The 21108-nt window shown below is 62.2% G+C and carries 19 protein-coding genes; 10 read left to right on the top strand and 9 right to left on the bottom strand.

Going from position 1 to position 21108, the window contains the following annotated elements; genetic code table 11:
- Positions 1–30: 30 nt before the first annotated feature.
- Complete coding sequence (locus BA011_RS02375) at positions 31–918, bottom strand: branched-chain amino acid aminotransferase (protein ID WP_065279309.1); 888 nt, start codon at positions 916–918, stop codon at positions 31–33.
- A 247-nt stretch (positions 919–1165) separates the two neighbouring features.
- On the opposite strand from BA011_RS02375, the gene BA011_RS02370 reads away from it, so the two are divergent.
- Positions 1166–2209, top strand: a complete 1044-nt coding sequence (locus BA011_RS02370; RefSeq protein ID WP_065279308.1) for a zinc-dependent alcohol dehydrogenase family protein — start codon at positions 1166–1168, stop codon at positions 2207–2209.
- Positions 2210–2458: 249 nt separating this feature from the next.
- Here BA011_RS02370 and BA011_RS02365 read toward each other — a convergent pair whose 3' ends face one another.
- Complete coding sequence (locus tag BA011_RS02365) at positions 2459–3277, bottom strand: sugar phosphate isomerase/epimerase family protein (protein WP_065279307.1); 819 nt, start codon at positions 3275–3277, stop codon at positions 2459–2461.
- Positions 3278–3723: 446 nt separating this feature from the next.
- Here BA011_RS02365 and BA011_RS02360 point away from each other — a divergent pair, with 446 nt between their 5' ends.
- The gene (locus BA011_RS02360; RefSeq protein WP_065279306.1) at positions 3724–4191 is read left to right on the top strand and encodes a cupin domain-containing protein; all 468 of its coding nucleotides are present in this window, start codon (positions 3724–3726) and stop codon (positions 4189–4191) included.
- Positions 4192–4250: 59 nt separating this feature from the next.
- Here BA011_RS02360 and BA011_RS02355 read toward each other — a convergent pair whose 3' ends face one another.
- The 4 genes from BA011_RS02355 to BA011_RS02340 all read right to left on the bottom strand — a co-directional run bounded on the left by BA011_RS02355 (position 4251) and on the right by BA011_RS02340 (position 8382).
- On the bottom strand, positions 4251–4760 hold the full coding sequence (locus BA011_RS02355) for an AAA family ATPase (protein WP_065282381.1): 510 nt from the start codon (positions 4758–4760) through the stop codon (positions 4251–4253).
- A 74-nt stretch (positions 4761–4834) separates the two neighbouring features.
- Positions 4835–5305 carry a GNAT family N-acetyltransferase gene (locus BA011_RS02350; protein WP_065279305.1) on the bottom strand — a complete coding sequence of 157 codons (471 nt, stop codon included), beginning with the start codon at positions 5303–5305 and terminating at the stop codon, positions 4835–4837.
- Positions 5280–5843 (bottom strand): AAA family ATPase, encoded by a 564-nt coding sequence (locus BA011_RS02345; protein WP_065279304.1) that lies wholly within the window; start codon positions 5841–5843, stop codon positions 5280–5282. The genes BA011_RS02350 and BA011_RS02345 overlap by 26 nt, the downstream gene beginning before the upstream one ends.
- 157 nt (positions 5844–6000) lie before the next feature.
- Positions 6001–8382 (bottom strand): methyl-accepting chemotaxis protein, encoded by a 2382-nt coding sequence (locus tag BA011_RS02340; protein WP_065279303.1) that lies wholly within the window; start codon positions 8380–8382, stop codon positions 6001–6003.
- Between the two features lie 677 nt (positions 8383–9059).
- Here BA011_RS02340 and BA011_RS02335 point away from each other — a divergent pair.
- The 3 genes from BA011_RS02335 (at position 9060) to zwf (ending at position 12838) form a co-directional block, all read left to right on the top strand.
- A complete protein-coding gene (locus BA011_RS02335; RefSeq protein ID WP_065279302.1) occupies positions 9060–10340 on the top strand; it encodes a hemolysin family protein in 1281 nt (426 codons plus the stop codon).
- An 87-nt stretch (positions 10341–10427) separates the two neighbouring features.
- Positions 10428–11198: a trans-aconitate 2-methyltransferase gene (gene tam / locus BA011_RS02330; protein ID WP_065279301.1), complete on the top strand. Its 771-nt coding sequence runs from the start codon at positions 10428–10430 to the stop codon at positions 11196–11198.
- 131 nt (positions 11199–11329) lie between these two features.
- Complete coding sequence (gene zwf, locus BA011_RS02325; RefSeq protein WP_065279300.1) at positions 11330–12838, top strand: glucose-6-phosphate dehydrogenase; 1509 nt, start codon at positions 11330–11332, stop codon at positions 12836–12838.
- A gap of 32 nt (positions 12839–12870) precedes the next feature.
- On the opposite strand, the gene BA011_RS02320 is transcribed toward zwf, so the two are convergent.
- Positions 12871–13212 carry a hypothetical protein gene (locus BA011_RS02320; protein WP_065279299.1) on the bottom strand — a complete coding sequence of 114 codons (342 nt, stop codon included), beginning with the start codon at positions 13210–13212 and terminating at the stop codon, positions 12871–12873.
- 77 nt (positions 13213–13289) lie between these two features.
- Positions 13290–13745 (bottom strand): NUDIX hydrolase, encoded by a 456-nt coding sequence (locus BA011_RS02315; RefSeq protein ID WP_065279298.1) that lies wholly within the window; start codon positions 13743–13745, stop codon positions 13290–13292.
- Between the two features lie 195 nt (positions 13746–13940).
- Here BA011_RS02315 and BA011_RS02310 point away from each other — a divergent pair, with 195 nt between their 5' ends.
- Together BA011_RS02310 and BA011_RS02305 are read left to right on the top strand one after the other, a co-directional pair.
- Positions 13941–14207, top strand: coding sequence for a type II toxin-antitoxin system ParD family antitoxin (locus tag BA011_RS02310; RefSeq protein ID WP_017959568.1), 267 nt, complete (start codon positions 13941–13943; stop codon positions 14205–14207).
- Between the two features lie 3 nt (positions 14208–14210).
- On the top strand, positions 14211–14525 hold the full coding sequence (locus BA011_RS02305) for a type II toxin-antitoxin system RelE/ParE family toxin (protein WP_065279297.1): 315 nt from the start codon (positions 14211–14213) through the stop codon (positions 14523–14525).
- 152 nt (positions 14526–14677) lie between these two features.
- On the opposite strand, the gene BA011_RS02300 is transcribed toward BA011_RS02305, so the two are convergent.
- Positions 14678–15070, bottom strand: coding sequence for a hypothetical protein (locus BA011_RS02300; protein ID WP_017959566.1), 393 nt, complete (start codon positions 15068–15070; stop codon positions 14678–14680).
- Between the two features lie 223 nt (positions 15071–15293).
- Between BA011_RS02300 and BA011_RS02295 the strand changes: the two genes are divergently transcribed.
- The 3 genes from BA011_RS02295 (at position 15294) to BA011_RS02285 (ending at position 21003) form a co-directional block, all read left to right on the top strand.
- Positions 15294–16859 carry a helicase HerA-like C-terminal domain-containing protein gene (locus tag BA011_RS02295; protein WP_065279296.1) on the top strand — a complete coding sequence of 522 codons (1566 nt, stop codon included), beginning with the start codon at positions 15294–15296 and terminating at the stop codon, positions 16857–16859.
- A 327-nt stretch (positions 16860–17186) separates the two neighbouring features.
- Positions 17187–18779: an ABC-F family ATP-binding cassette domain-containing protein gene (locus tag BA011_RS02290; protein WP_065279295.1), complete on the top strand. Its 1593-nt coding sequence runs from the start codon at positions 17187–17189 to the stop codon at positions 18777–18779.
- Between the two features lie 697 nt (positions 18780–19476).
- On the top strand, positions 19477–21003 hold the full coding sequence (locus tag BA011_RS02285) for an ABC-F family ATP-binding cassette domain-containing protein (protein ID WP_065279294.1): 1527 nt from the start codon (positions 19477–19479) through the stop codon (positions 21001–21003).
- Positions 21004–21108 lie beyond the last annotated feature (105 nt).

Here is a 21108-nt window from a genome sequence, read left to right as displayed (position 1 = left end):
GCTTCGGCTTCGCCGAACCGCTCCTCACCCTCACTCTTCACTCTCGCTTCTGCCGAAGGCCCAGTCCATGTAGAGTTCCAGCGCCTTGCGGGTGACCGGGCCTTCCTGCAGATCGCGGTCGTCGAGACGGATGACGCCGACGACTTTGGAGTAGTTGCCGGTGGTGAAAATCTCGTCGGCCTGCATGAAATCCTCGACGGAGAGCGTTGCTTCGTGCACGTCGAAACCGGCCTTGCGCAGCAGGCCGATGACGCGGGCGCGGGTGATGCCGGCGAGGAAGGTTCGGTTAGCGGCGGGTGTCATCACTACGCCGTCCTTGACCATGAACACGTTCGAGGAAGCGGTCTCGACGACGTTGCCGTTCAGGTCGCGCACCAGCGCATTGTCGAAGCCGCGGCTGCGCGCTTCGGCGATCATGCGGCCGCTGTTTGGATAGAGCGAGCCGGTCTTCGCCTCGGTCATCGCCGTCTCCGGCGATGGGCGGCGGTAGGGCGAGACGGTGAGGCTGGTGCCGCCATGGCCACCCATCGGCGCCTCGAACAGGCAGAGCGCGAAGCGGGTTGAGTCCCCATCGACGGAGACGACGCTGCCGGGAGAACCGTGTTCGCCCCAATACATCGGCTTGATGTAGATCGGTGTCGCGCCATCGAATTTCGCGACGCCTTCCCAGGCAAGTGCCACAATCTCCTCGGCTGATTTCACCGGCTTCAGGCCCATGGCGAGCGCCGAGCGGTTGATGCGCTGGCAGTGCAGGTCGAGATCCGGCGCGATGCCGTCGAACCAGCGGGCGCCGTCGAACACCGTGGAGCCGAGCCACATGGCATGCGAGGTCGGCCCGATCAGCGGCGGATTGCCGGGAAGCCACTCCCCGTCGACATGAGTCCACGTGGTTGAACGGGGTGATGTGTCGACGGCCATGATGGTTTCCTCCTGAAGCCGGAGAAGGAAAAACCGCCGCGGCAAGCCGGGTCAAGGACAAATCCCGAGCGGAAACACGGAAGCAAGAAAATGCCGGGGAATGCCGCCAGGCCGCAATATTCGTGCGCAGCGATGGCAGCGTCATCGATGGGTGCATCAGCAAAAATGATGGAATGGAATGTTGGAATGGCTGCCTGCCGCATGCGATGATGGGCGCAACAGCGGATGAGCAGGAAGGAAGACGCCGATGAAAGCCATGTTCTACGAAGCCTTCGAACAGGCGCCCGAAATCCGCACCGTTGCCGATCCGACGCCTGCCGAGGACGGTGTCGTCATATCCGTCGGCGCCAGCGGGCTCTGCCGCAGCGACTGGCACGGCTGGATGGGCCACGACCCGGATATCCGGCTGCCGCATGTGCCGGGACATGAGCTTGCCGGGCGGATCGTCGCTACCGGCCGCGGCGTGATGCGCTTCAAGGTGGGCGACCGGGTGACCGTGCCCTTCGTTTCCGGCTGCGGCCATTGCCGGGAGTGCCATTCCGGCAACCAGCAGGTCTGCCCGAACCAGTTCCAGCCAGGTTTCACCCATTGGGGGTCGTTTGCCGAATATGTGGCGATCGATTATGCCGACACCAATCTGGTGCACCTGCCCGATACGATCGACGATGCGACGGCGGCAAGCCTCGGCTGCCGCTTCGCCACCTCGTTTCGCGCCGTCGCCGACCAGGCGCGCACCGGGCCTGGCGAATGGATCGCCGTGCATGGCTGCGGTGGTGTCGGCCTGTCGGCGATCATGATCGCCACAGCGCTCGGGGCGAATGCGATCGGCATCGATATATCCGAGGAGAAACTCGCCTTCGCGCGGGAGTGTGGAGCGGTGGCGACGGTCAATGCATCCGGCGTCGCCGACGTGGCGGAGGCGGTGCGCGAGATCACCAAGGGCGGCGCGCATGTCTCGATCGACGCGCTCGGCCATCCCGTCACCTGCTTCAACTCGATCAAGAACCTGCGCCGGCGCGGCCGGCATGTGCAGGTGGGACTGATGCTCGGCGAGCATGCGACGCCGTCGATTCCGATGGCGCAGGTGATCGGCCACGAGCTGGAAATCTACGGCAGCCACGGCATGCAGGCCTGGCGCTACGATGCCATGCTGTCGATGCTTTCGGCCGGCAAGATCGCGCCGCAGAAGCTGATCGGACGGCGGATCAGCCTCGAGGAGGCCGTGCCGGCGCTGATGGCGCTCGACAAGGCCGAGGCGACGGGGATCAGCGTGATTACGCGGTTTTCGTGAGGCGACTCCGCCTCCCGTCCATAGCGAGCACGGGAGGGAGCAAAGCGCCGCCACTGTCCTCTTCTCCCCAGCGGGGAGAAGTGCCGGAGCGATAGCGAGGCGATGAGGGGGTGAGCGGCAAAGCCGCGAATGCGCTGAGCGCAAGCGAAGGGCAATAATAAATGTTCTGCCGTGCGGCCCCCTCATCCGCCCTACGGGCACCTTCTCCCCGAGGGGAGAAGAGGGAGCCAGGCCGCTTTGCAACGACCCTTATTCAGCCACGCCGATCGAGGCGAGATAGGCAGCAGAGGCCGGGATCTTCGACTTGTCCTTGATCTCGATGATGAGGCGCGGATTGCTTTCGAGTTTGGCAAGGGCTGCGAAGACGGCATGCCAGCGGATCGTGCCTTCGCCGAGGCTCCAGTGGCGGTCGGCATATCCGTCGGCATCCTGCAGGTGGACATGCTGGAGGCGATTGCCGGCGGCCTTGACGTAATAATCGACCGGCGGAGCACCGGTATAGCCGTGGGCATAATGGGCGTGGCCGGTGTCGATCGAGACGGCGACGGCGGGCGAGTTGAAGCTTTCGGCGAGCGCCACGCGAATATGCGGATCCTTGTCCTCGATGTTCTCGATGACCATGGTGCAGCCGATATCCTCGGCCCGCCTGACGGCGTCGCGCAGGGTCATGTGTGTGCGCTCGGTCAAGGCTTCGCGGGCGCCGGAATTGTCGTCGAGATTGTTGTAGGACCAGGACGTATAAGGGCTGTGGATGACCATATGGCTCGCGCCGATGGCGGCGCAGACATCGAGGCCCTGCAGCAGGCGCCGGGTGACGATGGCGCGGATATCCGGATCTTCCGAGGCGATGGTGAAGCCCCAGAACGGGCCGTGAATGCCGAGGCGGCCGCCATGACCGTCGAGAAGCCGCCTGGTGCGGGCGGCAAGCGGCGCCCAATCGCCGTTCAGAACCTCGGCATCGATGAAGCTCTGCAATTCGAGATCGCGGGACCTTTCGAAGAGCCAATCACGGTGAAGTTCAACTTCATCGAGCGTCATGGCGGCGCCGACGACGGGAAGAGAGGACATGGATGCGCTCCATCAATGTGAATGATCAATGTGAATGCCGGGACGGCGTGGAAGGACGGCCCCAAGAACGGCCGCCGCGTTCTATGCGCCCCTTCTGTGTCGGCGGTATTACAGGCGCCGAGTCTTTCGAACCCCTCCGGCCTCAGTCATTTCCGCATAGCTGATGCGGCATTGGCGGGCCTTGCAGAAACGCCCCGAAGTACCGATATCGGCCCCGACAGTCTCGTGACGCAGTGGCGCGCGAGCGGCGTTGAACCCCGGCAACGGAGCCGTTTGTTCACCGCTTCGGCTGATCTAGCGCGCTTCTTTGAAAGCGTTCGGCGATGCTACCCCCAACAACAGGGCGGGTTGTCAAAGGCGCCGCAAAGGTCTAACGGCTGCGCCCGCAAGAAAAGCCCATAAGAAGAAGCCCTGTAAGAAAAAGCCCGTAAGAAAAAGAAAGAGACATGATGTCCAACTCATTTGTGAAAATGCCTGCGAGCGACGAGGCGAAACGGTTTTTCGTCCTCGGCGACCGCGTCGAGCGGCGGCTTAGAATCAGCGGAACCTGGCTCAATATCTTCGACGTCACCGTGCCATCAGGCAGCCGGACGCCGAAACATGCGCATGCGAGCCCCGAAGTGTTCCGCATCATCGAGGGACGCCTGACGATCTGGCGCCTGAGCGACAGCGGCCCCGAAGAGATCGAGGCCAGCGCCGGCGATATCGTCACCATCCCGCCCTTCATGGTGCACGGCTATTCCAACCGCGGAACCATCCCCGTGGTCTTTTCCGCGGTGGTCGATCGGGACATGGCCGAGTTCATCGAAGCTGAAGGCGCAACCGAGCCGCCAAAGACCAGCCCTTCGACGGAGACCATCGCCCGCATGACGGCGGCGGCCAATGCCTACGGGATTACTATTCTCGCGGCGTAACGGCGTGAGTGCATGATGCGGCTTTTCGGACGACATCATGCATTCCTTCATCGATCATCTTAGGCATTTGGCGGGGTCGATTTCAATCGGCTCACCAGCTCATCCAAAACGGCGTCGACCGTTTTCGAAGCCGTATCGATGACGATTGCATTGTGCCATTCGTCATAGGCTCTTTCGGAAGTCTCTTGCCATGTCGGCTTCACCAGACCTTCGACATCGGTGAGGCGCGTTTCAGCACGTTTGCGGTGCTCGGCTTTATCCGAGCAAACGACCTCGACCTCCGCCGCCACCACCCCAGCCGCTTGCGCGACCGAAAGCCACGCTGACCGGGTTATCCGGAGCGGGTTGACGGAGTCGGCGATAACGGTTCTGCCGAGGGTCAGATTGTCTCCGGCGATACCGTAAGCCGCGATATAGCCTGCAGGCCCGGCATCATCGGCTATCCCGGAAGCGCGAATTGCCTGCTCGATGGTATCGACGCGCACATGGACCGCATTCAACCGTTCGGCTAAAGCGCGGGCGATCGTCGTCTTTCCACTGCCAGGCAGACCGCCAAAAATAATGAGCATCGTGACCTCGGCGTTGGTTGCAGAAGCTCCACGAGAACGTCTGAGCAGCTCGCGGTCAGCGCAATACTTCACCATTAAGGCCCGGTTCGCAATTCCTTAGTCAGCACCGGGTTTTCACCACCGGCTTCAACGACGGTCCACCCGAGCGCGCCGTAGAATCCCACGGCGTCTCGCGCCGCATTCACAAGCAATCTCTCGACCCCGTGTTGTGATGCGAATTTTTCGAGACCGGTCATGAGCATCCGCCCGTACCCTTTTCCCTGGCATTCCTCGCTGATTGCGACGGTTCGCACCCATGCTGTCTCGTCGCCCGTCAGATCGAGGCGAGCCGCGCCGACCGGCGTATTTTCAAGCAGAAGAAGCAAAGGGAAATGCCCATCCCTTCGATCATCGGGATGGTTCGCATCATAGTCAATCAACCCGCGGGCCTCGAAAAGGACAGCGCGGCGGATGTCGTGGTAGGCGTTCCAGTGTTCATCCGCAGACACCTGGACGACCATCCAGGCGTCTTTGCCCTCGTCATTCGGAAATATGGGCTCTTTCATCGATGGCCTCGTCGATGCTCGTTGACAACCGGTCAGCAAAATCGGTGACGGCCTCACGGCTCGATAACAGGAATTTCGGACGGGAAAAGACCGAGAACAATCGCGCGTGCGTCTCGAAGGAATTCCAGTTGTTCGTTCTACTTCTGTATTCGGCCACCCAGTTCAACAGGCCATCGAACTGGGTTTGGGACTCGCCGCCCTGGATGCCTCGCTCCTTGATGTTGGCGATGCATTCCTCCTCCGGCAGATCAATCCAGATCAGGATCGTCGTGCAGTTGAAGACCATGTTCGCCAGTTGCCCGTAAACGCCCTCCATGACCCAGACATCGCGTTCGGCCGCTGTCTTGACCATCTCATCCCTCAACGCCCTGTCGCGAGCGATGCCATAGCGCCCCGGCTCCCAATGCATGTCATCAAGGTGGACAACCGGATGGTGAAGCTGCTCACCGACGCGACTGGCGAGCCATGTTTTGCCTGCGCCGCCATTGCCCATGATGAGCATGCGGTCAAAGGCGATTGGCGGATGGGGAAACGTCATCGGCAACTCCGAGGACTTTGCGCTGATGCTGGTTTTGCGTGACCTTAGCGCGAGGTATTGAATGCGTTCAAATCAAAATTGAGCGCGTCTTATCCTTGCAGCTCTGTCCGCTGGAGGAAAACAATGTCTGCCGCCTTCGAGGACGCGTGTGGAGTGTCTAGAACTCTTCCCAGTTGCCCTCGGTCGAAGCCGGTGCGGCTGAGGTGCCGAAGGCGGCTGCGAGCTTACCGCCGAGTGCGCGGGCCGGCGAGGGAGCGGGCCTGGCATGGTCGGTGGCCGAGGCGGGAACCTGTCTGCGCGCCGCAAGCGTCGCCGCGACCGGGCGCGCGAGCGGCTTGGCAGCCGTCCGCGCGAAGGGGGCCGCCTTTGCCATCCGGCCGAGATTGAACTGCGCCAGACGCTCCGAGAGTGCAGACACCTCGGTCACCAGCGTGTGCGAGGCGGCATTCGATTCCTCGACCATTGCGGCGTTCTTCTGGGTCGACTGGTCCATCTGGTTGACTGCCGTGTTGATCTCCAGGAGACCCGTCGACTGTTCGCGGGCGGCCTGGACGACCGCCTGGACATTGCTGTTGATCTGCTGGACTTCGGCGACGATCGCCTGCAGCGCCTTGCCGGTCTGACCGACGAGATCGACGCCACGCTTGACCTGGTCGCCGGACGAGGTGATCAGCGCCTTGATCTCCTTGGCGGCCGTCGCCGAGCGCTGCGCCAGTTCACGCACTTCCTGTGCGACGACGGCGAAGCCCTTGCCGGCCTCCCCCGCACGTGCTGCCTCAACGCCTGCATTGAGGGCCAGCAGGTTCGTCTGGAAGGCAATATCGTCGATCACGCCGATGATGTTGGAGATCGACTGCGAGGATTGTTCGATGCCGGTCATGGCGTCGACGGCATTGCGCACGACCTCTCCAGACTTTTCTGCACCTTCCTTGGTGCGGCTGACGAGCGCGCCCGCTTCCTCGGCGCGAAGGGTGGAGTCCTTGACAGAGGTGGTGATCTGCTCGAGCGCGGCGGCGGTTTCCTCGACGGAAGCGGCCTGCTGTTCGGTGCGGCGGGCGAGATCGTCGGCGCCCGAGCGGATTTCTTCCGAACCGGCCTGGATGACGGCGGCGTTTTCGGAGAAGGAAATCAGGGCCGCCTGGAGCTTTTCGACAGAGGCGTTGAAATCGACGCGGATTTCGTCAAGCGAGTCGGCAAAGGGCTTTTCCAGCCGGACGGTCATGTCTCCATTCGAAAGGCCGGCCAGTCCGTTGCCGAGTTCGCTGACTGCGAACTTGATCGAATCCTCACGCGCGGCATGGTGGACGGAACGCTCCTGCCGTTCGATCTCTTCGCGGGCCCGGGAGGTTTCCGCATCGGCTTCGAGCTTGATCTTCTGGCGATTGCTTTCCAGCAGGATGGCGAGGGAGCGCGAGAGGTCGCCGATTTCGTCCTTTGCACGTCTGTCACTCAATTGCACGTCGAGTTGGCCATGGGCGATACGATCGGTCTCGGCGATCACGCCCTCTATGCGGCGGATGAATTTACGGGCAATGAGCCAGCCTGAAAGACCGAGCAGGAGAGCAGCGATGGCGGTGATCGCAACGGCGCTCCAGGCCATGTTGTTGAGCTGGGCAAAGACGGTGGATTTGGGCACCGAAACGACGGCGTACCAGTTCAGGTCAGTTGTCAGCTTTACCGGATAGGCGACCGAGAAATAGGTCTGGCCATCCCGGCCCGCGATCTCCTCAGCGACGCCGGGCTTGGCGATCAACTGATCCCAGCCGGCGGTCAGATCACCGCCGTCCTTGATATTCTTGCCTGCGAGCTCGGCGGAGGGATGGCTGATGATGCTGCCGGTGCCCGTCACCAGGCTGAGATAGCCGGTCTCCATCGGGTGGACTGCCGAGATCGCCTTGTTGGCGTCGTCGAGCGAAATATCCATGCCGGCGACGCCGAGCGCCTTGCCCTCGACCATGATCGGCTTGGCGACCGAGGTCATCAGCACGTCCTTGCCGTCGACCGCGTAGACATAAGGTTCAACGACCACGGCCTTTTTCTGGGTAAAGGGCAGCTGGTAGTAATCGCCGGCGCCCGATACGGCATAGTCGACCAGGGGTGTGTGCTGGATCTTGTCGCCACTGCGGACCCAGTAAGGCACGTAGCGGCCGGTCGTGTCATGGCCTTCCTTGCCGACGAAATCTTTGTCCTTGCCGTCAAAGGCATTCGGTTCCCAGCCGGTCCAAACACCGAGCGCCATCGGATTATCCTGCAGCATGTTCTTCAGCAGGGCGTCGGCGGCCGCACGATTGGCGTTTCCGCCATCCTTCATCGTCGACAGCGACGTTTCCAACGCATTGACGATGCCGAGCGCCACACCCATGGATTTCTCGACGTTGAGCGCATTGGCAGCAGCGATCTGCAGCATCTCGTCGAGGCTCGATTTGCGCATATCGTTGTAGGCGATGTAAAAAAGAACGCCCGATGCCGCGATCGTGGCGATGACACCGCAGGCTGCCACGGAAAAAATGTTGCGTCCGGTCGCCGATTTGAACTGCATGCGCTTAACCTCCTCGAGCGGGTAGGTCGTCGATCGCGCACCGATCTATTCCGTCCCGGCTTCCCCCTGACCGAGAACTGATTTCAAGACGTGCCTGCACGTCGCGGAAATCGTTCGCAATTTAAAGAAATACGGAGCGGCTGTTAATTTACGGTGTATTGCGCCAGCTTTACTTATGACTGGGTAGCCTGCTGCGCCTCTTTTAAGACGCGCAAATGCGGTGCTGCTGCCGTTGGCGAAACTGTCACATCAAGACGCTATAAGGATTTTCCCCCGGCGCCTCTTGCGTCGGCACTGTTTCACCGTCAAAATTGCGACATGCCTGACAGCGACCCATCCAGTACAAGCTCCGCCCCTTCCAACCGGGATCTCCCGGCCGAGGAAGCAGGCGACCATTGTAGACGGTGCGATGACCTCCGCCTCCCCTCAGGCATGTCAAGGCTCCCGCAGAGAGGGCCGCTTCCCATTGTCAATGACGGGTGGCCGCAGCCTGCCGGTTTTACCGATGTCCCTGACTTTCACTTCAGAGGAGCGGTCTGATGGAACCTCAACTGATGTCAACACGATAATGGAAAGACGATCGGCGATGCGTATATGCGTATATAGAGCGTCCCTTCGAATGCCTCGCCGCTTCGCCTGACGAATGCGGCATTACAACCTCAACGAATAGGGTCCCCGTGTTTCTGGAAATTGGAATTGTGGCGTTTCTCACCATCCTGAATGGTGTGCTCGCCATGTCTGAGCTGGCCGTCGTGTCTTCTCGAACGGCCCGCCTGAAGGTTCTCTCCGACAATGGAAGCAAGGGTGCAGCTCAAGCGATCAAACTTGCCGAAAACCCCGGTCGTTTTCTCTCTACGGTGCAGATCGGCATCACGCTGGTCGGCGTTCTATCCGGCGCTTTCTCAGGGGCCACGCTCGGCGGCCGCCTGAGCGGATGGCTGGAAGCCCAGGGAATGTCATCGACAGCCGCTGATGCCCTTGGCGTAGGTTCAGTCGTGGTGGCAATCACCTATCTTTCGCTGATCATAGGCGAACTTGTTCCAAAGCAGATCGCGTTACGGGAACCCGAAGCGGTTGCGGCCAAGGTCGCACCAGCCATGGCGGTCCTTTCGAAAATCGCGCTGCCACTCGTGTGGCTTCTGAACGCCTCCGGAAATCTTGTGCTCAAGCTCTTGGGCCAGGCAGGAAAAGGTGGCGACAATGTCTCTGACGCAGAGATCAAAACCGTTCTGGCCGAGGCGCAGTCGGCTGGAGTTATCGAAAGCGAAGAGTCCGCGATGATATCAGGTGTCATGCGGCTGGCTGACCGCACCGCCCGAGCGCTTATGACGCCCCGACGCGACGTCGAAATTATCGATATCGACGACAGCCTTGATGAAATTCGGACCCAGTTGCACAGGACGAAGCGGTCGCGGTTGCCGGTTCGAAAAGGCAGTTCGGACGAGGTGATCGGTATCCTTCCGGTCAAGGACTTCTACGACGCGATGTCCGAACACGGCACTGTCGACATCAAGGCTCTGACGCAAGACGTCCCAGTGGTTTCAGACCTTTCAACTGCCATCAATGTGATCGAAGCAATCAGGAAATCGCCCGTTCACATGGTGCTGGTTTTCGACGAGTACGGCCATTTCGAGGGGATTGTCTCGTCGGGTGACATTTTGGAAGCAATCATGGGGGCTCTCCAGGAGGGACCTGTCGATGAGCAAGCCATCGCTCGTCGAGACGACGGGTCTTATCTCGTGTCGGGCTGGACGCCAATTGACGAGTTCGCTGAATTCTTAAACCTCAGGCTCGATGATGATCTGGAATATCAGACTGTCGCTGGCCTGGTGTTGGAAGAGCTGAAACATCTGCCAGAATTGGGGGAGAGCTTCACGAGAGGTGGATGGCGCTTCGAGGTCATCGATCTCGACGGGAGGCGCGTCGACAAAATACTTGTGTCTGAAGATCGAGGGTGACGGCTTGGCCGGTGTCGTCAAGCTCGACGGCAGCAACATCGACACGATGCGCATGGAAGACGTGGCCCGACACCAGGAGGTACCGCCATGGCATGGTCCGCCAGCCAATATGTGAAATTCGAGGACGAGCGCACGCGGCCGGCGCGCGATCTTCTGGCGCAGGTGCCGCTGCAGAGTCTTCGTCGTGCCATCGACCTCGGCTGCGGGCCGGGCAATTCCACCGAACTCATCATCGAGCGTTATGGGGCTGCCGGCGTCTCCGGCCTCGACAGCGACATCAACATGCTGGAGGCGGCACGCAAACGGCTACCGGGCACAGCCTTCGTCGAGGCTGATCTCGCCAGCTGGCACCCGACTGAACCGGCCGATCTGCTCTTTGCCAATGCGGTCTTCCAGTGGCTGCCGGATCACCTCGACATCTTCGAGAGGCTGATGGACGGGCTTTCCGAAGGCGGCGTCCTTGCCGTGCAGATGCCCGATAATCTCGGCGAGCCCTCGCATCTGGCAATGGAAGAGACAGCCCATGCCGGCCCGTGGAAATCCGCCTTCGACGCGAAGAGCGTGCGCCGCAAGCCGCTGCCGTCGTCGTCCACCTATTACTCCAGGCTGATTGCCAAAGCGGCGCGCGTCGATATCTGGCACACCATCTACAATCACCCGATGGCGGATGCTGCAGCGATCGTCGAATGGGTCAAGGGAACCGGGCTGATGCCCTATCTCGCCCATGCCGGCGAAAAGCATCGCGAGGCATTCCTGGCCGATTACCTGGAGCGGTTGGAAAAGGCCTATCCGAAGATGTCGGACCGGCGGGTGCTGCTCAGGTTTCCGAGGATCTTCATGGTGGCGGTGAAAGGGTAATCGGCCGCGCCCGACCAAAGTGACGCGAGGTCAGCCACTCCGCATGTCAAATGACTGTTACCCCTCGCCGCCTATGTTGCGACACAGCCGGCGCGCAGTATAGTCGGCCGCAAATTCCACGGAGATGACACATGGACGCTGCCCCTACCCCGCCGGTCACTCTCGTCATCTTCGGCGCCACGGGAGACCTGACGCGCCGCCTGCTGGTGCCGGCGATCATCAATCTGACGCGCAGCCGCCTGGTGGGCGAGGATCTCCACATTCTCGGTATCGGCATCGAGCCTGGTGACGACGAGTTCCTGCGCGGGCGGCTCGACGCGTTCCTGAGCCATCTGCACGGCGAGGAGCCGACGGTGAAGGACGAAGCCTGGGAAAGCCTGCGGCGGCGCATTTCCTATACGTCCGGCGATTTCACCAGGGACGATATTTTCGTCGAGATCGGCAAGCGGCTGGGGCCGAATGCCAATGCCGCCTTCTATCTCGCGGTGCCGCCATCCTTCTTCGGGACGATCGTCGAGAAACTTGCCGCCCATGGGCTGACCAATGAAAGCGACGGCGTCTTTCGCCGCGTCGCCATCGAAAAGCCGTTCGGCACCGATCTCGCCTCGGCGCAGGCGCTCAATGCACAGATCCTCGCCCAGGTTGGGGAAAGCCAAGTCTACCGGCTCGACCATTTCCTCGGCAAGGAGACGGTGCAGAACCTGATGACAGCGCGTTTCGCCAATATGATGATCGAGTCTTTGTGGAACAGCCGCTACATCGATCATGTGCAGATCACCGCCGCCGAAATCGTCGATGTCGGCAGCCGCGGCAAATTCTACGATGCAACCGGCGCCCTGCGCGACATGGTGCCGAACCATCTCTTCCAACTGCTGGCGATGATCGCCATGGAGCCGCCGAACAGCTTCGATGCCGAAGCGATCCGCAACGAGAAGAGCAAGGTGCTGAAGGCGCTGCGCATCTATACGCCGGAAGAGGCCAAGACGCATGGCGTGCGCGGCGCCTATGGCGCAGGCCCGCTCCACGGTGCTGTGCTTCCGGCCTACCGCGATACCAAGGACGTCTCGCCCGACAGCCGGACCGAGACTTTCGTGGCGCTGAAGCTCTATGCCGATACCTGGCGCTGGGCCGGCGTGCCGTTCTATCTCAGGACCGGCAAGGCGCTGACGGCGCGCGACACCGAAATCGTCATCACCTTCCAGCCGGTGCCCTTCGCGCAGTTTCGCGAGACCGACGTCAAGCGCCGCCTGCCGCCGAACCGGCTGGTGATCCAGGTGCAGCCCGACGAAGGCATGAGCATGGAAATCTCGATCAAATCGCCGGGGCTTTCGGTCGATACCGTGCCGGTCTCGCTCGATTTCCGCTATGCCGACAAATTCGATATTGCCAAGACGACCGGCTATGAATCACTGCTCTACGATCTCTTCATCGGCGACCAGACGCTGTTCCAGCGCGCCGACGGCATCGAGGCCGGATGGGCGGCGGTGCAACCCTTCCTCGATATCTGGGCCATGGATGAGAGCGTGCCTGACGCTTACGCGCCGGGCAGCATGGGACCGATCTGCGCCGACGAACTGATCCAGCGCGACAGACGGCAGTGGCATGAACTCGGCGTCATCCTGCACGGAAACGACAAATAGCCGTTCCTGCTTTCTGATCTGGGCCTATCCCGTCAGCGGCAGGCGTCGCTTAGCGTACCGTCGCGCTCTACCGCGCGGTACTGACGCGTTCCGGGCCGCGGGCAGGTGGTCCGATCGGACGGAATGACGACGGTGATATCACCGGTTTCGACTGGATCGAGCGGAATCATGAGTCCGCCATTGGATTCCGCCCCCGGCACCGTGCCGGGTGGCATGCCGCCGAAGCGGCCGCTAGAGTCCATATCAGCAAGTGCCTGGGAGAAAGCCGGAGCGGCGAAGCCGAGGAGAATGATCGAGGCTGCTGCAAGAAACATACGCATGATGCTATTCCCTATGGTTTCAGCGATGCGACAGAAACAGCAGGATGACCTCATTGTTCCCCCGGAAGCGGGGGCGGACGATCAAAGTTTGGCGATCGGAATCTGGCGCCTCAGGGCGGGCGATCTCCGGTTCAATCGCGCCAGCGCGACAGCAGTCTGTCGAGACCTGTCGGATAGAGATCGATGCCGGCGTCACGCAGGCCGTCGCGGCCGAACCAGCGCGCCGTCGCCGCCGTCTCGTCGAGTTCGGAGTAGCGGATTTCCTCGCGCTGATAGAGCGACGCATCGGCCAGTTCGATATCGGCCGCGAAGATGTATTCGTGACCGATTGCGCCATGATGCTCGTAGATGTTTTCAAGCAGATGCCAGGGACCAACGATGCGGATATCGGTCTCGAGTTCCTCCCTGAATTCGCGGTGCAGAGCCTCCCCGCGGCTCTCGCCGAATTCAATGGCGCCGCCGAGCGGGCGAACGCCCTTGATGCGGCCGCTGTCGTCCTCCACCTCGGCGGCAAGCAACTGGTCTTTCAGCCAGGCGAGGCCGATCACCTTCACCCTGATCTGCTGCGATGGGCGCCAGACGGTCACGAGCTCTCCTTCCATCCAATGGCAGCCGTTAATTAGCGGGCGGAGGCTGCAAGGCAAGGCGATCAGGGCCACCGCGGCCGGATACCGCCGATCACCAGACGACCGGAGGAGGTAGCGACCGTTTAACGTCAAGGATTGACATCTATTGCCATCACGGTGTGACAGCTTCATATTGACGACAACGAAAGGAAAACCATGCCCAACGTTGCGCTCGGGAACCACTATGAAGAATTTGTCCGGAAGCAGCTGGAGTCCGGCCGCTACAATAATGCCAGCGAGGTTGTCCGTGCAGGCCTGCGGCTACTGGAGGATCATGAGGCGGCCCGCGAGCGCTGGCTCAATGAAGAAATTCCGGCGCGCTACGACGACCTAGTGAACAAGCCGGGCCTCGGCATCCCGGCCGAGACAGTGCGCGCCCGCTTTGAAACCAAGCGCCGGAATGACGCGGCGAAAGCCAAGTAGGGCATGGCCTACCGCATTATCTACCATCCGAAGGCAGAAGCCGAACTCGACAAGCTCTATGCCGATATCGCCGTTGAGGCGGGAACCGGCATCGCAGGCGACTTTGTCGACGCGGTGATCACATTCATCGAGGCCCTGGAGACGTTCCCGGAACGGGGCACGGTGCGGGAAAGCCGGATTCCCGGCCTCCGGATCATCGGCTATCGGCGTAGCGTCAGCGTGGCGTTCTCGGTGAGCGGCAATAACGTCACGATATTGGGCGTGTTTGCGCGTGGGCGTGATATCACCGACGAACTCCTCGAAGAGCGACAACGGTGAGCAGACCGGCGAGCCCCTTCCGAATGAACGGCAGGTACGGCTCCCCTCAGGTTCAGCTTGCCGTGCTGCCGACTGGCCACCTCTTCAAGTGGGACCAAGACAAATATGATGAGCCTCGCGGCAACGCCGCGAAGGCTCTTTCTCGTCGTCGCTCAGACGAACTGGCTGAGACCCGGGACGGAAGCTACGACCTCGTCGACGACCTCCTCGCCGGCATATTGCTTGGCGATCGCGATGGTTTCCTTGGCAAGCGAGGTGATCTCGCCCATGCCGAGGCCTTCGCCCATCAGCTGCTGGCCGAGCCCCATGATGCCGCCGCCGCCGAGCGAGCTCATCAGCCCGCCGAGCAGACCGCCGCCGCCGGCGCCCTCGCCATTGAACTGGGCAACGAGATCGGCGCCGCCGGGGATCGCTTCGATCATCTTGGCAACCGGACCATCGGCGGCCTCGCGCTGCAGGAAGCCGAGCATCATGCCGAGCGCCTTTTCGGCCAGATCAGGCGCAATACCCACGCGATCGGCGATCTGGGTCACAATTTCATTCATCGTCAGCCTCCTGTTTTTTTGACGTTAACGTCAACGTTAATCGAGATTCGACCACAACTCAAGCCGGCCCTCCCCGGGCCACACTTTGTCCGGTTTTGCTTTCAATGCAAACAGTTGTCCGCATGCGCATGCCTGCTTATAACAGGGAAACGATAGTTCAATGAAGGCGGCAGAAGCACGCCTTCTCATACAATGGCGGCAGAGCCCCAAGGGAGCATTCCGAATGATCGAGGAAGGCAAGATTTTCATCGGCGCGAGCCGCAATCCCGATGACAGCATCAACAAGCCGGAATATCTCGACCTGAAATTCGGCAATCGCCACGGCCTCGTCACCGGCGCCACCGGCACCGGCAAGACGGTGACTCTGCAGGTGCTGGCCGAAGGCTTTTCGCGGGCCGGCGTTCCGGTGTTTGCGGCCGATATCAAGGGCGACCTTTCCGGCATCGCCGCCAGGGGCGAGCCCAAGGACTTCCTGACGAAGCGCGCCGAGCAGATCGGCTTTGCCGACTATGAATTCGACCAGTTTCCGGTGATCTTCTGGGATCTGTTCGGCGAGAAGGGCCACCGGGTGCGCACCACCATCGCCGAGATGGGACCGCTGCTGCTCGCCCGCCTGATGGATGCCTCCGAACCGCAGGAAGGCGTCATCAACATCGCCTTCAAGATCGCCGACCAGGGCGGGCTGCCATTGCTCGACCTCAAGGATTTCAGCTCGCTGCTCAACTATATGGGCGAGAACGCCAGCCAACTTTCCAACCAATACGGGCTGATCTCCAAGGCTTCGGTCGGCTCGATCCAGCGGGCACTGCTCGTTCTCGAACAGCAGGGTGCGGAGCACTTCTTCGGCGAACCGGCGCTGAAGATCACCGACATCATGCGCACCAACAATAATGGCTACGGCCAGATCTCGGTGCTGGCCGCCGACAAGCTGATGATGAACCCGCGGCTTTACGCCACCTTCCTGCTCTGGCTGCTTTCCGAGCTCTTCGAGGAATTGCCCGAGGTCGGCGACCCCGACAAGCCGAAGCTCGTCTTCTTCTTCGACGAGGCGCACCTGCTCTTCAACGACGCGCCGAAGGTGCTGACCGAACGCGTCGAGCAGGTGGTGCGGCTGATCCGTTCCAAGGGGGTCGGCGTCTACTTCGTGACGCAGAACCCGCTCGACGTGCCGGAAACGGTGCTCGCCCAGCTCGGCAACCGGGCGCAGCATGCGCTTCGCGCCTATTCGCCGCGCGAGCAGAAGGCGGTGAGGACGGCGGCCGATACCTTCCGTGCAAACCCGGCCTTCGATTGCGCCACCGTCATCACCAATCTCGGCACCGGCGAGGCACTGGTCTCGACGCTCGAGGCCAAGGGCGCACCTTCGATCGTCGAGCGCACACTGATCCGCCCACCCTCCGGCCGCGTCGGCCCGGTGACCGATGCAGAGCGCCGGCAGATCATGGACAAAAGCCCGGTCCTCGGCGTCTATGACGAGGATGTCGACCGCGAATCCGCCTTCGAGATGCTGGTGGCGCGGGCAAAGAAGGCGGCCGACGCCGAGGCCGCCAAGCGAGCGCAGGAAGAAGCAGCACAGCAGCAGGGCGGCACGACCTCCGGCTGGAACCTGCCGGGCTTCGGCGGCGGCAATGACGACGACAACCAGGGCCGCGGCCAATCGCGCGGCCGGACGTCCGGCTATCAGCGCGAAACGGTGGTGGAAGCGGCGATGAAGAGCGTGGCGCGCACGGTTGCGACCCAAGTCGGCCGGGCGCTGGTGCGTGGGATCTTGGGGAGCTTGAAGCGGTAAATCGGGGTCTCTTCTCGGGGAGAAGACGCCGGCAGGCAGATAAGGGGGTGAGAAGCGCCAGCGACGAACGCCTTGAGCGGCCAGTGAAAGGCCGTAACGGAGTACCGTGTGGCCCCCTCATCCGACCCTTCGGGCCACCTTCTCCCCGCTGGGGAGAAGAAGGGAGCAGGATCACTGCCTGCAGCCCGATTGGCTGCCTCGCCTTGAACCTTCAGCCCTTATTCCCTAAATTACCTGCCATCGACCATTTCAACAGGATGTGTGCCGCAATGGATTTCAACCCGATCGCAACGCCAGTTCGCCTTGCCAACGGGGACATCCATATCCATGCCTGCATCCATCACTCTCTCCCAAATTTCATGGTCCGCTCCTGACGGGTGGCCGCTTTTTTCCAATCTTGACCTGAGTTTCGGGGCCGAGCGTACCGGTCTCGTCGGGCGCAACGGCGTCGGCAAGACGACGCTGCTCAAACTCGTCTCCGGTGAGATCCAGCCGCATTCCGGGACGGTATCCGTCGGCGGCAGCCTCGGCGTGCTGCGGCAGAACGTTCAGGTGACGCCCAAGAAAACGATCGCCGATCTCTTCGGCGTGACCGATGCGCTCGCTATTCTTCGCCGCGCCGAAGGTGGCGAGGCAACGGCCGACGAGCTTGCATCGGCGGACTGGATGCTGGAGGCGCGCATCGCCGCAGCGCTCAATCGGACGGGGCTCAACGCACCGCCGGAGACGCCACTTGCGGTACTCTCTGGCGGACAGCGTACCCGTGCCGGGCTTGCGGGGCTGATCTTCACAGAATCGGATTTCCTTTTGCTCGACGAACCGACCAACAATCTCGATCGCGAAGGCCGCGAGGCGGTGATCGCGCTGATGTCAGACTGGCGGGCCGGCGCCATCATCATCAGCCATGATCGGGAACTGCTCGAAAGCGTCGATGCGATCGTTGAACTGACGTCGCTCAGTGCCACGCGCTACGGCGGAAACTGGAGCCATTACCGCGAGCGTAAGGCTCTCGAGCTCGCGGCGGCACAGCATGATCTCACTGAAGCCGAAAAACGCATGGCCGAGGTGGCGCGGAAAGCGCAGGCGACGGTGGAGCGTCAGGCGCAGAGGGACAGCACCGGGCGGAAGATGGCCGCCAAGGGCGGCATACCGCGCATCATGCTCGGCGGCATGAAGGAGCGGAGCGAAACGACCGGCGGCGACAATGCCCGCCTCGCCGAACGCCGGCGCGCCCACGCACTGGAAGAGGCAAGGGCAGCGCGCGAGAAGATCGAGATCCTCCAGCCCTTGTCGGTCACCCTGCCGCCGACCGGGCTGCCCGCCAGCAAGATCGTGCTGAGGATGGATGGCGTGACATCGGGCTACCAGCCGGGTGATCCCGTCATCCGCGATCTCTCCTTCGACGTGACGGGACCGGAGCGTATCGCCGTCACCGGCCGCAACGGCTCGGGCAAGACGACCTTGCTGGCGCTTGTTACAGGCGCGCTGAAACCCTGGGCCGGCACGGTCAGCGTCATGACCGCTTTCTCGATGCTCGATCAGAAGGTGAGCCTGCTCGATCCGTCGGCTTCGATCCGCGACAATTTTCGCCGGATCAATCCGCAGGCCGATGAAAATACTTGCCGGGCTGCCCTTGCCCGCTTCATGTTCAGAGCCGATGCGGCGCTACAGACCGTATCGACGCTGAGCGGCGGGCAATTGCTGCGGGCGGGCCTTGCCTGCGTCCTCGGCTCGGCGCCGCCTCCGCTGTTGATCCTCGACGAGCCGACCAATCATCTCGACATCGACTCGATCGCCGCGGTCGAGGCAGGACTGCGCGCCTATGACGGCGCGCTGCTGGTGGTCAGCCACGACGAGACATTCCTCAGGAGTGTCGGGATTACGCGGCGGCTGGAGCTGCTTGGCGACCCGGCCGGGTGATTTTGGGATTGGGTAGCGTGCCCATCCGTCTGCCGCCACCTCTCCGTCCCCCACCCGCCTCCCGCATGGCAAGTCCCCTCGCCCCGTTGTTTGCGAGGGGAGCGCGGCATCCTCCAACGTCCCTCATCCTGAGGCGCGCAGGCCGAAGGCCGAAGCCTCGAAGGACACGCTCGGCGCTGCTCCTTGAATCCATTAACCGCCAGCGCACCCGCCCCGCCCTTCGAGGCCCTTACAGGGCACCTCAGGGTGAGGCTCTCGTGAGCGCAGAGCACCAGCACCATCCTCGCTCAGCCACCAACAACGGCAAATAGGCGATAGCAGAGTTTGGAGGACGCCTTCCGGCCAAGCTCGCCGCCGGCGCGGTGACCGGAAATCGGCGTGCCTGCAGTTCTCTTGCCTCTTTTTGCGGGCAATGTTATTTGGATCGCGCAAGCTTTTGAGAAAGGAGGATCACGCAATGCAATATTATTTTCGGTTTAATCGCCAGCGTGGTCCCGTCAACGCCCTGCAAGTGCGTTTGCAGGGCTGACCAGAGACCGTTTCTCGACATCTCTTCCTGGTCTGCCCTTCGTGGCCAATGCGGCGCCGTAGATGACAGCGCGCATTCCTCTCATTTCCCGGGCTCGAACCGCGCAATCCCGTGATGGCTGAACGCCCCGGGCCGCGCTTGATACCCGGTCAAGACCAGAGAACGATCATGACACTCATCAATATCCGCAATCTCGGCGTGACGCTGGGCAATCCCTTGTTTTCCAAGCTCAATCTCGTCGTCAATGCCGGCGATCGCATCGGCCTGGTCGCCGCCAACGGGCGGGGGAAATCGACGCTGCTTGCCTGCATCACCGGCGCGCTGGAGCCGAGCGAGGGCGAGATCACCAAGGCGCGCGGGCTGACCGTCGGCCATGTCGCGCAGAACGTGCCCCCTGCCCTTTTCGACACGCCATTCTACGATGCGGTGCTGCAGGCCCTGCCGGCCGATCAGGCCGAAAGCGAGAGCTGGCGGGTCGACGTGGTGCTGGAATCGCTCGACGTGCCGGAGGTCATGCGCGGCCGGCCGCTGAAGCAGTTGAGCGGCGGATGGCAGCGGCTTGCCATGCTTGCCCGCACCTGGGTGAGCGAGCCCGACGTGCTTCTGCTCGACGAGCCGACCAACCATCTCGACCTCGAAAAGATCTCGCAGCTGGAGAGCTGGCTGAATGCGCTGCCGCGCGACGTGCCGGTTATCCTGTCCAGCCACGATCGCGCCTTCCTCGATGCGACGACCAACCGGACGCTGTTCCTGCGGCCGGAGCAATCGCCGGTCTTCGCCCTGCCCTATACAAGGGCGCGCGCTGCCCTCGACGACGCCGACGCCTCGGAGGCGCGGCGCTACGAGCGCGACATGAAGGTGGCGGAGCAATTGCGCAAGCAGGCGGCGAAGCTCAACAATATCGGCATCAATTCCGGCAGCGATCTGCTCGTCGTCAAGACGAAGCAGCTCAAGCAGCGGGCGGAGAAGCTGGAGGACGCGGCAAAACCGGCGCATCTGGAACGCTCGGCCGGCGCCATCCGGCTTGCCAATCGCGGCACGCATGCCAAGGTGCTGATGACGCTGGAGGATGCGGCGGTGACGACGCCGGATGGAACCCTGCTGTTCAAGACCGGCCGGCAATTCATCTGCCAGGGCGACCGCATCGTGCTGCTCGGCCTCAACGGCGCCGGCAAGTCACGGCTGGTATCGATGCTGAAGCAGGCGATCGAAAGGCCGGAGACGGCGCGGGACAGCATCAAGGCGACGCCTTCGCTGGTTCTCGGCTATGGCGACCAGGCACTTGCCGATCTTGCCGACACCGACACGCCGATCGGCACGATCATTCGCCGCTTCGATGTCGGCGACCAGCGGGCGCGGGCTTTGCTCGCAGGCGCCGGCATGATGATCGATATGCAGGCAAAACCGATCGGCCAGCTCTCCGGCGGCCAGAAGGCCAGGCTCGGCATGCTGGTGCTGCGGCTGACGGAGCCGAACTTCTACCTGCTCGACGAACCGACCAACCACCTCGACATCGAGGGACAGGAGGCGCTGGAGAGCGAGCTGATGGCGCACGAAGCGAGCTGCCTGCTGGTCTCCCACGACCGCAGTTTCGTGCGGGCGGTGGGAAACCGGTTCTGGCTGATCGAGAGGAAGCGGTTGGTGGAAGTGGAAAGCCCGGAAGGGTTTTTTGCTTCGATAAAAAGTGTGGGGTGATAGATGTTGACGGCATGCCGTGCCGCCCCCTCATCCGCCCTACGGGCACTGGCCGGGGCCGAGCCACTGGTCTCGACCCGTCCTTCGGACCCCCGAGGGGAGAAG

The organism is Rhizobium leguminosarum (assembly GCF_001679785.1).
In the GTDB taxonomy this organism is placed as follows: domain Bacteria; phylum Pseudomonadota; class Alphaproteobacteria; order Rhizobiales; family Rhizobiaceae; genus Rhizobium; species Rhizobium leguminosarum_R.
Note: the sequence above shows the minus strand (reverse complement) of the source record. Positions and strands in the feature narration are given on the sequence as shown.

What these genes read in the sequence shown, in the direction of transcription:
- BA011_RS02375 (WP_065279309.1), bottom strand. Translation starts at nt 918, where the DNA reads ATGGCCGTCGACACATCACCCCGTTCAACCACGTGGACTCATGTCGAC.
- BA011_RS02370 (WP_065279308.1), top strand. Translation starts at nt 1,166, where the DNA reads ATGAAAGCCATGTTCTACGAAGCCTTCGAACAGGCGCCCGAAATCCGC.
- BA011_RS02365 (WP_065279307.1), bottom strand. Translation starts at nt 3,277, where the DNA reads ATGTCCTCTCTTCCCGTCGTCGGCGCCGCCATGACGCTCGATGAAGTT.
- BA011_RS02360 (WP_065279306.1), top strand. Translation starts at nt 3,724, where the DNA reads ATGATGTCCAACTCATTTGTGAAAATGCCTGCGAGCGACGAGGCGAAA.
- BA011_RS02355 (WP_065282381.1), bottom strand. Translation starts at nt 4,760, where the DNA reads ATGCTCATTATTTTTGGCGGTCTGCCTGGCAGTGGAAAGACGACGATC.
- BA011_RS02350 (WP_065279305.1), bottom strand. Translation starts at nt 5,305, where the DNA reads ATGAAAGAGCCCATATTTCCGAATGACGAGGGCAAAGACGCCTGGATG.
- BA011_RS02345 (WP_065279304.1), bottom strand. Translation starts at nt 5,843, where the DNA reads ATGACGTTTCCCCATCCGCCAATCGCCTTTGACCGCATGCTCATCATG.
- BA011_RS02340 (WP_065279303.1), bottom strand. Translation starts at nt 8,382, where the DNA reads ATGCAGTTCAAATCGGCGACCGGACGCAACATTTTTTCCGTGGCAGCC.
- tam (WP_065279301.1), top strand. Translation starts at nt 10,428, where the DNA reads ATGGCATGGTCCGCCAGCCAATATGTGAAATTCGAGGACGAGCGCACG.
- zwf (WP_065279300.1), top strand. Translation starts at nt 11,330, where the DNA reads ATGGACGCTGCCCCTACCCCGCCGGTCACTCTCGTCATCTTCGGCGCC.
- BA011_RS02320 (WP_065279299.1), bottom strand. Translation starts at nt 13,212, where the DNA reads ATGAGGTCATCCTGCTGTTTCTGTCGCATCGCTGAAACCATAGGGAAT.
- BA011_RS02310 (WP_017959568.1), top strand. Translation starts at nt 13,941, where the DNA reads ATGCCCAACGTTGCGCTCGGGAACCACTATGAAGAATTTGTCCGGAAG.
- BA011_RS02305 (WP_065279297.1), top strand. Translation starts at nt 14,211, where the DNA reads ATGGCCTACCGCATTATCTACCATCCGAAGGCAGAAGCCGAACTCGAC.
- BA011_RS02300 (WP_017959566.1), bottom strand. Translation starts at nt 15,070, where the DNA reads ATGAATGAAATTGTGACCCAGATCGCCGATCGCGTGGGTATTGCGCCT.
- BA011_RS02295 (WP_065279296.1), top strand. Translation starts at nt 15,294, where the DNA reads ATGATCGAGGAAGGCAAGATTTTCATCGGCGCGAGCCGCAATCCCGAT.
- BA011_RS02290 (WP_065279295.1), top strand. Translation starts at nt 17,187, where the DNA reads ATGCCTGCATCCATCACTCTCTCCCAAATTTCATGGTCCGCTCCTGAC.
- BA011_RS02285 (WP_065279294.1), top strand. Translation starts at nt 19,477, where the DNA reads ATGACACTCATCAATATCCGCAATCTCGGCGTGACGCTGGGCAATCCC.